The organism is Pseudomonas sp. W2I6, assembly GCF_030815935.1.
GTDB lineage: Bacteria > Pseudomonadota > Gammaproteobacteria > Pseudomonadales > Pseudomonadaceae > Aquipseudomonas.
Genome location: NZ_JAUSXJ010000001.1, coordinates 165,151 through 178,271, shown reverse-complemented (window position 1 = coordinate 178,271; position 13,121 = coordinate 165,151). Strand labels below are relative to the sequence as shown.

The 13,121-nt window shown below is 61.0% G+C and carries 11 protein-coding genes; 7 read left to right on the top strand and 4 right to left on the bottom strand.

Annotated features, from left to right (window positions below; translation table 11 throughout):
- Positions 1 to 131 precede the first annotated feature (131 nt).
- From QF039_RS00865 to rlmF, 5 genes are all read left to right on the top strand, one after another.
- Positions 132 to 1,622 (top strand): leucyl aminopeptidase, encoded by a 1,491-nt coding sequence (locus QF039_RS00865; protein ID WP_003210444.1) that lies wholly within the window; start codon positions 132 to 134, stop codon positions 1,620 to 1,622.
- Between the two features lie 51 nt (positions 1,623 to 1,673).
- Positions 1,674 to 2,102, top strand: coding sequence for a DNA polymerase III subunit chi (locus QF039_RS00860; RefSeq protein ID WP_087695165.1), 429 nt, complete (start codon positions 1,674 to 1,676; stop codon positions 2,100 to 2,102).
- A 7-nt stretch (positions 2,103 to 2,109) separates the two neighbouring features.
- The gene (locus QF039_RS00855; protein ID WP_177027932.1) at positions 2,110 to 2,514 is read left to right on the top strand and encodes a DNA polymerase III subunit chi; all 405 of its coding nucleotides are present in this window, start codon (positions 2,110 to 2,112) and stop codon (positions 2,512 to 2,514) included.
- 185 nt (positions 2,515 to 2,699) lie between these two features.
- Positions 2,700 to 5,546 (top strand): valine--tRNA ligase, encoded by a 2,847-nt coding sequence (locus QF039_RS00850; protein WP_307516579.1) that lies wholly within the window; start codon positions 2,700 to 2,702, stop codon positions 5,544 to 5,546.
- A gap of 248 nt (positions 5,547 to 5,794) precedes the next feature.
- On the top strand, positions 5,795 to 6,817 hold the full coding sequence (rlmF, locus tag QF039_RS00845) for a 23S rRNA (adenine(1618)-N(6))-methyltransferase RlmF (RefSeq protein ID WP_003212741.1): 1,023 nt from the start codon (positions 5,795 to 5,797) through the stop codon (positions 6,815 to 6,817).
- A 64-nt stretch (positions 6,818 to 6,881) separates the two neighbouring features.
- Here rlmF and QF039_RS00840 read toward each other — a convergent pair whose 3' ends face one another.
- Positions 6,882 to 7,163 (bottom strand): HU family DNA-binding protein, encoded by a 282-nt coding sequence (locus QF039_RS00840; protein ID WP_003212743.1) that lies wholly within the window; start codon positions 7,161 to 7,163, stop codon positions 6,882 to 6,884.
- A 397-nt stretch (positions 7,164 to 7,560) separates the two neighbouring features.
- Between QF039_RS00840 and yejK the strand changes: the two genes are divergently transcribed.
- Positions 7,561 to 8,565, top strand: a complete 1,005-nt coding sequence (yejK, locus tag QF039_RS00835; protein ID WP_003212745.1) for a nucleoid-associated protein YejK — start codon at positions 7,561 to 7,563, stop codon at positions 8,563 to 8,565.
- Positions 8,565 to 8,915, top strand: a complete 351-nt coding sequence (locus QF039_RS00830; RefSeq protein ID WP_003212747.1) for a glutaredoxin family protein — start codon at positions 8,565 to 8,567, stop codon at positions 8,913 to 8,915. The genes yejK and QF039_RS00830 overlap by 1 nt, the downstream gene beginning before the upstream one ends.
- 135 nt (positions 8,916 to 9,050) lie before the next feature.
- Here QF039_RS00830 and QF039_RS00825 read toward each other — a convergent pair whose 3' ends face one another.
- The 3 genes from QF039_RS00825 to QF039_RS00815 form a co-directional block, all read right to left on the bottom strand.
- Positions 9,051 to 11,291: a TonB-dependent receptor gene (locus QF039_RS00825; RefSeq protein ID WP_008438524.1), complete on the bottom strand. Its 2,241-nt coding sequence runs from the start codon at positions 11,289 to 11,291 to the stop codon at positions 9,051 to 9,053.
- A 273-nt stretch (positions 11,292 to 11,564) separates the two neighbouring features.
- Positions 11,565 to 12,554: a FecR family protein gene (locus QF039_RS00820; protein WP_087695170.1), complete on the bottom strand. Its 990-nt coding sequence runs from the start codon at positions 12,552 to 12,554 to the stop codon at positions 11,565 to 11,567.
- Entirely contained in the window at positions 12,551 to 13,111 is a 561-nt protein-coding gene (locus QF039_RS00815) for an RNA polymerase sigma factor (RefSeq protein WP_003212753.1), read from the bottom strand. The genes QF039_RS00820 and QF039_RS00815 overlap by 4 nt, the downstream gene beginning before the upstream one ends.
- Positions 13,112 to 13,121: the final 10 nt, after the last annotated feature.

Sequence of the window (13,121 nt, the reverse complement as noted above, 5' to 3'; positions counted from 1 at the left end):
CCCGCAAGGGTTGTCAGGCTCGGGCGGCGAGGTTCAAACTGCGGCCTTTGTCGCGGGCGGCCTACAGGCTGCCAAGCTTACAAGCCGGAGTACAGACTCCTGGCTCACTGACCTTTATAAGGGACCCGAAAATGGAACTGGTTGTAAAAAGCGTTAGCCCCGAAACGTTGAAAACCGCCACCCTCGTGGTCGCTGTCGGCGAAGGCCGCAAGCTGGGCGTTGCCGCCAAGCAACTGGACGAACTGAGCGGCGGCGCCATCAGCGCAGTCCTCAAGCGCGGCGACCTGGCCGGCAAGGTCGGCCAAAGCCTGCTGCTGCAAAGCCTGCCTAACCTTAAAGCCGACCGCGTATTGCTGGTGGGCGTTGGTAAAGACGCCGAACTGGGCGACCGTCCGTTCCGCAAGATCATCGCCGGCATCCTCAACACCCTCAAGGGCCTAGGCGGCACCGACGCAGCCCTGGCGCTGGACGAAGTCGTGGTCAAGGGCCGCGACAGCTACGGCAAGACCCGCCTGCTGGCCGAAAGCCTGCTGGACGGCGGCTACGTCTTCGACCAGTTCAAGAGCACCAAGGCCGAACCCCGCGCCCTGAAGAAAGTCACCCTGCTGACCATCAAGGCGGCCCAGGCTGAAGTCGAACGCGCCGTGACCCACGCCCAGGCCATCGCCGGCGGCATGGCGTTCACCCGTGACCTGGGCAACCTGCCACCGAACATCTGCCACCCAACCTACCTGGGCGAGCAAGCCAAGGCGCTGGGCAAGGAATTCAAGGGCCTGAAAGTCGAAGTCCTGGATGAGAAGAAGATCAAGGAACTGGGCATGGGCTCGTTCTATGCCGTGGGCCAGGGCAGCGACCAGCCGCCACGCCTGATCGTGATGCAATACAACGGCGGCAAGAAGTCAGAGAAGCCATTTGCCCTGGTCGGTAAAGGCATCACCTTCGACACCGGCGGCATCAGCCTCAAGCCGGGCCTGGGCATGGACGAGATGAAGTACGACATGGGCGGCGCCGCCAGCGTGTTCGGCACCCTGCGTGCCGTGCTGGAACTCAAGCTGCCGATCAACCTGGTGTGCATCCTGGCCTGCGCCGAGAACATGCCGAGCGGCGGCGCGACCCGTCCGGGCGACATCGTCACCACCCTCAGCGGCCAGACCGTGGAAATCCTCAACACTGACGCCGAAGGTCGCCTGGTGCTGTGCGACGCACTCACCTACGCCGAGCGCTTCAAGCCGCAAGCCGTGATCGACATCGCCACCCTGACCGGTGCCTGCGTGGTTGCCCTGGGCGCCCACACGTCGGGCCTGCTGGGCAACAGCGACGAACTGATCGGCCAACTGCTCAGCGCCGGCCAGGCTGCCGACGACCGCGCCTGGCAACTGCCGCTGTTCGATGAGTACCAGGAACAGCTGGACAGCCCGTTCGCCGACATCGCCAACATTGGCGGCCCGAAAGCCGGCACCATCACCGCCGCGTGCTTCCTGTCGCGTTTCGCCAAGAACTTCAACTGGGCCCACCTGGACATCGCCGGCACCGCCTGGACCAGCGGCGGCAAGGACAAGGGCGCCACTGGCCGTCCGGTTCCATTGCTGACCCAGTACCTGCTGGACCGCGCCAAAGCCTGAAAATGAAGATCCCCGGGCGCTTGTAAAGCCGCCCGGGGCTCAGGAACCGCAATGACCCAAGTCGACTTCTATATATTGCCCAGCGCCGATCCTTCCGCGCGCCTGGACTTTGCCTGCAAGCTCACCGAAAAAGCCTGGCGCATGGGCCACCGCATCTACCTGCATTGCAGCGATGCCGCCCAGCGTGACGACCTCGACGCCCGCCTGTGGCGCTTCAAGGGCGAAAGCTTCGTGCCCCACGGTGCCGCCGAATCAGAACCGGAAGGCCTGGTGGTACTGGGTTTGGGCGACAACTGCGGCGATCACACAGACCTGCTGGTCAACCTTGACCTGAAAGTACCGGCCTTCGCCAAGGGGTTCGCCCGCGTGGCGGAAGTGGTGGTGGAAGACCCGGCTATTCGTCAGGCCGCGCGGGAGAGTTTCCGTTTCTACCGCGAACAGGGCTATTCTCTGCAAGATCACCGGCTACAACGACTTTGAGCACACGATGGACACTCCAAACCCGCTAAAAGACTCTGACCACCTGCTGGACGACCTTGAGTCGATCCGCAAGCTGCTCGGTGATGATGACCTGCAACCGCCATTGCTGACCGATGCGGTCAACGGTGACGTACAAATTCCCCTGCTGTTCGATATGGTGGGTGGCAAGCCGGTTACGCCGGAACCTGTCGAAACGCCCGCGGTGCAAGCTGCGCCGGCTGCGGCTGTTGCCGTACCGGCCGCCGAAAAAGCGCCCGACGCCCTGCTGCTGCACCTGGATAACGAACTGCGCGCCGCCGCGCAACTGATCATGCAAGACGTGATCGACGATTTTGCCCCGCATATCGAAACCGAGATCAAGCGCCGGCTGGATGCGCGCATGGAGCGGTTGTTGAGCCAGTACCAGAACTAAGGCTGACACATATCCCCTGTGGGAGCGGGCTTGCTCGCGAAGGGCGTGAACGATAACGCGTACATCCTGAATGAACGCGCCGCCCTCAGGTTTTTCGCGAGCAAGCTCGCTCCTACCCCTCTCCCCTATCCCCCGTTATACTTGTCGGCTTTCCTGAATTAATGCCAACTAGGGTCCCGCCGCGCATGGATAAGACCTACCAGCCGCACGCTATTGAAACTTCCTGGTACCAGACCTGGGAGTCCGAGAATTATTTCGCTCCGCAAGGCGCGGGCGATGCCTACACCATCATGATTCCGCCACCGAACGTCACTGGCAGCCTGCACATGGGCCATGGCTTCAACAATGCGATCATGGATGCCCTGATTCGTTTCCGCCGCATGCAGGGTCGCAACACCCTGTGGCAGCCAGGTACCGACCACGCCGGTATCGCCACCCAGATGCTGGTGGAACGCCAACTGGAAGCCACCGGCCAGAACCGTCACGACCTGGGCCGCGAGAAATTCCTCGAGAAAATCTGGGAATGGAAGGATCAGTCCGGCGGCAATATCAGCCGTCAGATCCGTCGCCTGGGCTCGTCCGTCGACTGGAGCCGCGAGCGCTTCACCATGGACGATGGCCTGTCGGAAGCCGTGAAGGAAGCCTTCGTGCGCCTGCATGAAGACGGCCTGATCTACCGCGGCAAGCGCCTGGTCAACTGGGACACCAAGCTGCACACGGCGATTTCCGACCTTGAAGTGGAAAACCACGACGAAAAAGGTTTCCTGTGGAACCTCAAGTACCCGTTGGCTGACGGCGCCAAGACCGCCGAAGGCAATGATTACCTGATCGTCGCCACCACCCGTCCGGAAACCATGCTTGGTGATGCCGCCGTCGCGGTCAACCCGAATGACGAACGCTACCAGGCGCTGATCGGCAAGTTCGTCGAGCTGCCGCTGGTTGGCCGTCGCATCCCGATTATTGCGGATGACTACTGCGACCCTGAATTCGGCACCGGCTGCGTGAAAATCACCCCGGCCCACGATTTCAACGACTACGAAGTCGGCAAGCGCCATAACCTGCCGCTGCTGAACATCTTCGACAAAAACGCCGCTGTTCTGCCGGCCTGCCAGGTGTTCAACCTCGACGGCACGCTGAACGAGAGCATCGACGGCAAGATCCCGGCTGAATACGCCGGCCTCGACCGTTTTGAAGCGCGCAAGCAGATCGTTGCCGCCTTCGACGCTGCCGGCCTGCTGGTGAGCGTTGACGACCACGCCCTGAAGGTACCGAAAGGTGACCGCTCCGGCACTGTCATCGAGCCTTGGCTGACCGACCAGTGGTACGTGTCCACCAAGCCTTTGGCTGAGCCGGCAATTGCTGCCGTGGAAGACGGCCGCATCGCGTTCGTGCCGAAACAGTACGAAAACATGTACTTCTCGTGGATGCGCGACATCCAGGATTGGTGCATCAGCCGTCAGCTGTGGTGGGGCCACCGGATTCCGGCCTGGTACGACGAGTCGGGCAAGGTCTACGTTGGCCGCGACGAAGCCGAAGTACGTGCCAAGCACAACCTCGGCCCGGACGTGGCGCTGCAACAGGACAACGACGTACTGGACACCTGGTTCAGCTCGGGCCTGTGGACGTTTTCCACCCTCGGCTGGCCGCAACAGACCGAATTCCTGAAGAAATTCCACTCCACCGACGTGCTGGTCACCGGCTTCGACATCATTTTCTTCTGGGTTGCCCGGATGATCATGCTCACCATGCACTTGGTGAAGAACGAAGACGGCACCCCGCAGGTACCGTTCAAGACCGTGTACGTGCACGGCCTGGTGCGTGATGGCCAGGGCCAGAAGATGTCCAAGTCCAAGGGCAACGTCCTGGACCCGCTGGACATCATCGACGGCATCGACCTGGAAACCCTGGTGCAGAAACGCACCTCGGGCCTGATGCAGCCGAAACTGGCGAAGAAGATCGAGAAGCAGACCCGCGACGAGTTCGCAGACGGCATCGCCAGCTACGGCACCGACGCCCTGCGCTTTACCTTCTGCTCGCTGGCGTCCACCGGTCGCGACATCAAGTTCGACATGGGCCGCGTCGAAGGCTATCGCAACTTCTGCAACAAGATCTGGAATGCCGCGCGCTACGTGCTGGACAAAGGCGAAGACTGCGGCCAGAACGGCGAGGCCATCGAGCTGTCCCTGGCGGACCGCTGGATCATCTCCCAGTTGCAGCGCACCGAAGCCGAAGTGACCCGTCAACTCGACCAGTTCCGCTTTGACCTGGCGGCACAGGCCCTGTACGAGTTCATCTGGAACCAGTATTGCGACTGGTACCTGGAACTGTCCAAGCCCGTGCTGTGGGACGAGAACTCGCCGATCGAACGTCAGCGCGGCACCCGTCAAACCCTGGTACGCGTGCTGGAAGTGGCGTTGCGCCTGGCGCATCCGTTCATGCCCTTCATCACCGAAGAAATCTGGCAGCGCATCGCGCCGCTGGCGGGCAAAGACGGCAAGACCATCATGCTGCAACCTTGGCCGGTGGCCAACGACGCCCGCATTGACGAGGCGGCCGAAAGCGATATCGAGTGGCTCAAGACCCTGATGATGGGTACACGCAACATCCGCGCCGAGATGAATATCGGTCCGGGCAAGCCACTGGCCGTGTTCGTGAAGAACGCCAGCACTGAAGATCAGCGTCGCCTCACCGAGAACGACGCGCTGCTCAAGAAGCTGGCGAAGCTGGAGTCGATCACCGTATTGGCCGCTGGCGAAGAAGCACCGCTGTCCGCCACCGCACTGGTGGGCGAGATGGAAGTGCTGGTGCCGATGGCCGGCCTGATCGACAAGGGTGCCGAACTGGCGCGCCTGGACAAGGAAATCCTGCGCCTGCAAGGCGAAGTGCAGCGGGTGGGCGGCAAGCTGTCCAACGCGGCGTTCGTCGACAAGGCTCCGGCTGAAGTGATCGAGAAAGAACGCGCCAAACTGGCTGAAGCTGAACAGGCTTTGGGCAAGCTGGCGGAGCAACACGCACGGATCTCCAGCCTGTAAGGGGCAGCCCGTGTAAAAAAAGAGACCTTCGGGTCTCTTTTTTTTGCTTGGAAAAACACCGCTATTTCTCTTTGGAAACCCGACCAATGTGGGAGCTGGCTTGCCTGCGATGGCATCGACTCGGTCTGGCAGATACACCGAGTCGCCTGCATCGCAGGCAAGCCAGCTCCCACATTTGACCGAGTTCGACCAAGGAATGTGTGACAATACCCGCCACTTTTGAAACAAACGCAGAATCGACGCAGCCCATGACCGCCCCCAGCACACCCAAAGCACCGCGCAAGAAGCCAAAATCCAGTACGCCGGCCAAGCCCGTCGTTCCGCGCAAAGAGGCCACCTTGCACCCGCGTAACCGCCACCAGGGCCGTTACGACTTCCAGGCGCTGATCAAGACCACGCCGGAACTGGCGCAATTCGTGATCATCAACCCGTACGGCAAGGAAAGCATCGACTTCGCCAGCCCCGACGCGGTGCGGGTGTTCAACCGGGCGTTGCTCAAGGCGTTCTACGGCATCAATCACTGGGACATCCCGGCTGACTACCTGTGCCCACCGGTACCGGGGCGTGCCGACTACGTGCACTTCCTCGCCGACCTGCTGGCCAGCGTCAACGAAGGCGTGATCCCCCGTGGCGCGCCGGTGAAGGTGCTGGACATCGGCATGGGCGCCAACTGCGTCTATCCGTTGATTGGCTACAGCGAGTACCGCTGGAACTTCCTCGGCTCGGAAGTCGACCCGACTGCCGTGGCCGCCGCCAAGGCGATCGTGCAGTCCAACGGGCTGAACAAGGCCATCCAGCTGCGCCAGCAAACCAACCCCAAGCAGATCCTGCTGGGCTTGCTGGAGCCAGGCGAGCGGTTTGACCTGACCATGTGCAACCCGCCCTTCCACGCGTCCATGGATGAGGCGACCAAGGGCAGCGAGCGTAAATGGCGCGCACTGGGCAAGGCTGATCCGAAACGCAAGCTGCCGGTGCTGAACTTCGGTGGCCAGTCGGCGGAATTATGGTGTGAAGGCGGTGAAGCGCGGTTTGTGACGCAGTTGATCGCTGAAAGCGCGCATTTCCAGCACAAGGTGCTGTGGTTCAGCACCCTGGTGTCGAAAGCGTCAAACCTGCCGGCCATTCAGACAGCGCTGAAAAAGGCCGGTGTGCTGGAAAGCCAGGTGGTGGAAATGTCCCAGGGCCAGAAGCAGAGCCGCTTCGTCGCCTGGACGTTCCAGACCCCGAGCGAGCAACAGGTGTGGCGCCAGCGTTGGGCCCGTAAAGACTGATAAATCGCAGGCAACAAAAAACCGTGCCCGGATCGCTCCGGAGCACGGTTTTTTTTGCTGCGTCTTACTTGTTAACAGCGTCGGTCAGGCCTTTGGCCACAACCAGCTTGATAACTTTCTTGGCAGCGATTTCGATGGCAGCGCCAGTCGAAGGGTTACGGCCAGTACGGGCAGGACGCTCGGTCACTTTCAGTTTGCCAACGCCTGGCAGAGTGATTTCGCCGCCGTTTTCCAGCTGATCAGCAACGATCTGGCTCAGTTGGTCCAGCAGAGCACGCACGGTGGTTTTCGGTGCGTCTACAGCTTCAGCCAGATCAGCGATCAGTTGGTCTTTAGTAATAGCCATTGTGGTGTTCCTTCCCTATCAAATTCATTTGGATTGCAGAGTGCAGTGTCAGCCATCGAGCCCTGCCATCAAGGCCTGGCACCCAAGGGCTATAACCACGAAGATCGGGGTTATAGATACCTGAAACCGGGTTTGGTTCGACCTGACAAATGCTGAATGCACGCTTAACGCCCAGACTGCGCGTAAGACGGGGCAAAACTAGCACAGAGACGGGGAAATATCCGCCTCAACATACCCATTTGGTCAGCTTTATCGCTCTAAACCGTGAAAAAAAGGCATATGGCCCGTCGGATGGCGCTCAAAACGCCCTCCGAACAGCGCCATCCCCAGCGGGTGCGGTACACTGGCGACTTTTTCCGGGAGCCCCCCCCCTCCCCTTCAACCAGCCGAGAAGCCCATGCCGATCCGTCATTGCATCGTCCACCTGATCGACAAAAAACCCGACGGCACACCCGCAGTTCTCCACGCCCGCGACTCCGAGCTTGCCGAGTCGGCCGCGATCGAGAACATGCTCGCCGACCTCAACGAGAGCTACAACGCCAAACAAGGCAAGGCCTGGGGCTTTTTCCATGCCGAGTCCGGCGCGCACCCGTTCAGCGGCTGGTTGAAGGAGTATTTCGACGGCGGCAAGGATTTCACCGCCTTCAGCCGCATTGCGGTGGAACACCTGCAGAAGCTGATGGAAGAGTCCAACCTCTCCACCGGCGGCCACGTGCTGTTTGCCCACTATCAACAGGGCATGACCGATTACCTGGCGATCGCCCTGCTGCACCACAGTGAAGGCGTAGCCGTGACCGACCAGCTGGACGTGACGCCGTCGCGCCACCTGGATCTTGGCCAACTGCACCTCGCCGCGCGCATCAACGTGTCCGAGTGGCAGAACAACAAGCAATCCAAGCAATACATCTCGTTTATCAAGGGCAAGAACGGCAAGAAGGTCTCGGAGTACTTCCGCGACTTTATCGGCTGCCAGGAAGGCGTCGACGGCCCGGGCGAGACCCGCACCCTGCTCAAGGCCTTCAGCGACTTCGTCGAGAGCGAAGACCTGCCGGACGAATCCGCCCGCGAGAAAACCAAGACCCTGGTGGACTACGCCAGCAGCCAGGCCAAGCTCGGCGAGCCGATGGGCCTGGAAGAGCTGTCCGGGTTGATCGATGAAGATCGGCCAAAAGCCTTCTACGATCACATCCGCAACAAGGACTACGGCCTGTCGCCGGAAATCCCGGCGGATAAACGCACCCTCAACCAGTTCCGCCGTTTCACCGGGCGTGCCGAAGGCTTGTCCATCAGCTTTGAAGCGCACCTGCTGGGCGACAAGATCGAATACGACGAAGCCGCCGGCACCTTGATCATCAAGGGCCTGCCGACCCAGCTGACCGACCAGCTCAAGCGTCGCAACTGATGCTGGGCGGGGTTCTGAAGAAAGTCCTGCTGGTGTTGCTGGTGGTGGTGGTTTTCCAGAACTGGGGCAAGATCGAGCGGCTGTTCAACCCCTCCCAGGTGGTGCCGGAGCAGACACGCGCGGCAGCGCGCGTGGTGCTGTACTCCACCGAGTGGTGCGGCTACTGCAAACAGATCCGGCGCTTTCTGGATTCCAAGGGGATTCCCTACCAGGCGTTCGATATCGAGAAGGACGCCCAGGCGCGCAAGGCGTACGAGGCGTTGGGGGGCGGCGGGATTCCGTTTGTGGACGTGAACGGCACGCTGATTCGCGACTACAACCCGGAAGCGATCATGGCGGCCCTGAAGTAACTCACTCTGTAAAATACCGCAGATCAAATGTGGGAGCGGGCTTGCTCGCGAATGCGCTGGTTCAGTCAATACATCTGGCGACTGATCCACCGCTTTCGCGAGCAAGCCCGCTCCCACATTGGGTTTGCGTACGCGTTAGAAATTGGCCTCCAGGGAAACCATCGCCGTACGCTCCTCACCTACGTTGTAATACGCCGAGCTGGCCGCCAGGCCATTTACCGGCGCCGAGTTGAACGACACGGTGCGCGCCGAGCTCAAGTATTCCTTATCAAACACATTGAGCATCGAGAAGCGCAGCGCGGCCGACTTGAAGACCTTCTTGTCCACCGGCAGGTAGATACCGGCGTTGAGGTCGAACACGGTGCGCCCGGAGATTTTCTCGTTGTTGGTCAAATCACCGTAGAACGCCCCGACATACTTGCCGGCAATGTTGCCGTAGTAGCGCTTGTCGTCGTAACCAAACACCAGGTTGAGCATGTTTTCCGGCACGTTGGCCAACTGGTTGCCCTTGGTCGGCAACAACACGTTCTTGCTGACAAAGTCGTCCTGCTGCTCGGACTTGGTATAGGTGTACGACGCGTAGTAGTTGAAGTTGTACGGCAGCAGGCCGCTCCACTCCAACTCCAGGCCTTTGTTGGTCACGTCACCGACGTTGGCCATCACGTAGTCACCGTTCAAGTCGGTGGTCGACAGCTGACGGTCCTTGAAGGTGATGTAGAACAGGGTGGCGCTCAGGGCCATTTTCTCTTCGGTGTAGCGCCAGCCCAGCTCCTGGTTCCAGCTCAGCTCGGGGTTGAGGTTGAGGGAGTCACCCTTGTTGTACAGCACGTAGTTCTGCGGGGTGCGCATGTTGCGAGTGACGTTGTAGAACGCCTGGTTGCTCTCGTCGACCTGGTACTTGGCGCTGAAGTTCGGCAGGAACTGATGGTAGCGGGCGTTACGCTTTTCCGGCTTGTCGTACAGGCTACCGAGGTTGTCGCCGTCACGTTCGACGTACTGGTACGCCAGGCCGCCGACAAAGCTCAGGTCTGGCGTGGCTTGCCAGCTGTCCTGCACCCACAGCTTCTGGGCCGGGGTCACGGTGTATTGATGGCGCCCCTGGACAGTCTTGCCGTTCTTGTCGACCACCTGGCCGCCGCTGTTGTAATCGCCCCAGACGTCGTCCGGTGCACCTTCGCTGTTGATCCCGATATACGGCTGGGTCTGGCGCTGGCGAGCGCGCTCGTACCAGTAGCCGTAATCCAGGCTGTGCTCCTCGTTGATGTCCCATTTCATTTTGACCGTCACGCCAGGGCGCCAGGTTTCGGTCCACGAGGGGCGATAGTAGTTGGCCGACTTGAGGTTGCTCAGGTCGTAGTTGCCACTCTTGTCGGACTTCGGCCCCAGGTTGGTCGCGGTCTGGCCGCTGAAACTGCCGCCGTTGCCCCAGTAGTAGTAAGGCGCAACCGTCAGGGCCAGGTCATCACGCAGGCGCCAGCGCTGGGTGAAGGTGGTCATGACACTTTCAAATGGGTTGCGGTTGAGCTTGTAGGAAGACGACAGCAATCCGTTCTTGTAGACCGGCGTTTCCGCGTAATCCAGGCGGCGGCCCTGTTGCTGGAACTGGCTCTTGCTCAGCGTGTTGTAGTTGTAGTTTTCCTGGGTGTTGTACTTCATGGTGAAGTTGCTGGTGTTGCCGTTGTCGTCTTCGAACAGCGTGCTCCACTCCACCTTGTCGCCCCGCAAGGTGCCCTTGCCGCGCCACTTGTCGCCCTCCGTGTGAGAGGCCGACACCCAGGTCTTGAAGCCGCCGAGGTCGCCGGTGTTGATGCGGGCGAAGGACTTTGTCAGGTTGTTCGAACCCATGGATTGCTTGACGAACAGCCCCGGCTCCTTGGTCGGCCGAATGGTGACCATGCCGATGTTACCGCCGCTGGAACCAATGTGCGGGCCGTCCGCTTCCGAGGAGCCCTGGGTGACAAATACTTCGCCGACGTTTTCCGGATCGCCCAACTGGTTGGCGTACACGCCATAGCTGCCGGAGTCGTTGATCGGCACGCCGTCCATGGAAACCCCGACCTGATCGGAGTTCATGCCGCGCATGGTGAAACTGGTGCCGCTCATGCCGCTGGCGTCGTCGTTGGAAACGTTGATGCCCGGGGTGTACTTGAGCTTGTCGATGGCGTTGGCCGTCGGGGACATTTCGTCCATGGCTTCCTTGGTCACCGTGGACCGGGCCTTGGCACTTTCTTCCTGAATCATGTGGCCGGTGCCCAGGGTACGTTCGCCGGCGACGTGCACCGAACCGACATCCTGTGAATCGTCTGCCAGAACCAGCGGCGCAAAGCCGCCCAGGCCCGATGCTAAAAGCAGGGCATAGAGTTTGTTGTAGGTCACGAGTAGATCCCTTACATGCATCTATCTGTTGTTATGGGGGAGGTATTGGCGATCTCGGCCGGGTGAACAGCGCCGCCAATCTTCCTGACCACCTGCTCAGGAATCCGAGGATCATCCGTGCATCACGTAACGATTTGGTTACAGGTTTTGGCGATTGCGATGAAGGTTAAATGAAAGGTCCACACACACGGATGTGCCAAGGCATGGGGATTTTCAAGGGAAGGTGGTGCAAGTAATGACAGCGCCACGCCATTGCAGCGTAGCGCTCTGTATCTAGCGCAATACGATCATCCGACCGAGCAGCGAGTGTTGTTCAAACCCCAAGACCGCCTGCAACGCATTGAGCACCGCCTGGGGGTCCTTGCTCGGGAAACTGCCGCTGACACGCCGGGCGCCGAGGTCTTCGTTGAGCAGCAGAATACGCCCGGGGTAGTAGCGACCGAGGTCTTGCACCACATCGGCCAGTGGTGCCTTGTAGTAATTGAGCCAACCGTCACGCCAGGCCAGGCGCGACTCGCTGTCGACCGCGTGCAGCTCATCGGCGACACCATCGGCGTAGGCCACTTGTTGGCCGGCCGTCAGAATCTGTTGCTGAGCATACTTCGACGGCGTTACCCCAACCCGACCGGACAACACCGTCACCTGCGCACCTGCCGGTTGCAGGCGCACCTCAAACTGCGTGCCGAGCACCCGTGCTTCGCCGCTGCCGGCCTCGACCACAAAGGATTCGCCAGTGTGGGTCACACTGAAAAAACCGGCGCCACGGCGTAGCTGGATATGGCGCTCGCCATGCTTGAAATCCACTGCGATCGCACTGTCGGCGTCCAGGGTGACCTGGCTTTGATCGGCCAGGGTCACGGTCTTCACCTCACCCGGCGCGGTGACATAATCGGCACCGAAGTCATCGACCCAGCGTGACGGCTGCCAGCCGGCGCCCATCGAGATCATCACCAGCAGGCAGGCGGCCATGGCCAGGGCGCCAGACCAGCGCCGCACGCTGGAGCGTTTCGAGGTATTCATCGCGTTCAAGTAACCCTGCAGCGCCAGGGCATCCTCATCCGCCAACGTTCTGGCCGGTACTTCACTCAATTCCCACAGCACCTGGGCCTGGGCGTAGGCTTCCACATGCGCAGGATCGGCCCGCAGCCAACGGCTGAACGTGGCCTGGTCGCCACTGCTGGGTTGGTCATGCAACAGACTCAACCAGGCCAGTGCGGCCTGTTCCTGGTCGGGCGTCGGGGTGACGCTGGCGGTGGGGTTCACGGGGCTTTCCTTGGCGATGGTTCACGAAGGCTGGCCTTGCAGGCTTCGAGGGCACGCATCATATGTTTTTCCACGGCGCTTTGGGACAGGCCCATGGCCTTGGCGATTTCCGCGTACTTGCGGCCATGGATGCGGTTGAGCAGGAAAATCTGCCGGGTACGTTCCGGCAGGCTGCGCAAGGCTGCTTCAACGTGACGCAGATCATTGCCCGCCTCCAGCGCGGCCTGGGGTTCGCAGCCCTGGTTATCCTGTTGTTCCGGCAGCCAGCCTTCGCTGCTGCGCACCCGGGCGCCTTCGCTGCGCAGGTGGTCGATGGCGATATTGCCGGCGCAGCGCAGCAGGTAGGTGCTGAGCTCCTCGACCTGCACCAGCGGCCGGCGCCAGAAGCGCAGGAACAAATCCTGCACCAGGTCCGCCGCCGTCGCACGGCAGCCCACGCGGCGGCTGACCAGCGCTTCCATCTGCGAGCGCTGGGACAGGAACACCTGCAGGAAATGCGCCCGTCCGCCCGCCGCGTCTGCGTGCTGCTCTGGGTGTTCGGGAGGCGTGGTGATCATCAACGGTGGA

Excerpts from the sequence above, each read along its gene's own strand:
- QF039_RS00860 (WP_087695165.1), top strand. The coding sequence starts at position 1,674 with ATGACCCAAGTCGACTTCTATATATTGCCCAGCGCCGATCCTTCCGCG.
- QF039_RS00850 (WP_307516579.1), top strand. The coding sequence starts at position 2,700 with ATGGATAAGACCTACCAGCCGCACGCTATTGAAACTTCCTGGTACCAG.
- rlmF (WP_003212741.1), top strand. The coding sequence starts at position 5,795 with ATGACCGCCCCCAGCACACCCAAAGCACCGCGCAAGAAGCCAAAATCC.
- QF039_RS00855 (WP_177027932.1), top strand. The coding sequence starts at position 2,110 with ATGGACACTCCAAACCCGCTAAAAGACTCTGACCACCTGCTGGACGAC.
- QF039_RS00865 (WP_003210444.1), top strand. The coding sequence starts at position 132 with ATGGAACTGGTTGTAAAAAGCGTTAGCCCCGAAACGTTGAAAACCGCC.
- QF039_RS00830 (WP_003212747.1), top strand. The coding sequence starts at position 8,565 with ATGCTGGGCGGGGTTCTGAAGAAAGTCCTGCTGGTGTTGCTGGTGGTG.
- yejK (WP_003212745.1), top strand. The coding sequence starts at position 7,561 with ATGCCGATCCGTCATTGCATCGTCCACCTGATCGACAAAAAACCCGAC.
- QF039_RS00815 (WP_003212753.1), bottom strand. The coding sequence starts at position 13,111 with ATGATCACCACGCCTCCCGAACACCCAGAGCAGCACGCAGACGCGGCG.
- QF039_RS00840 (WP_003212743.1), bottom strand. The coding sequence starts at position 7,163 with ATGGCTATTACTAAAGACCAACTGATCGCTGATCTGGCTGAAGCTGTA.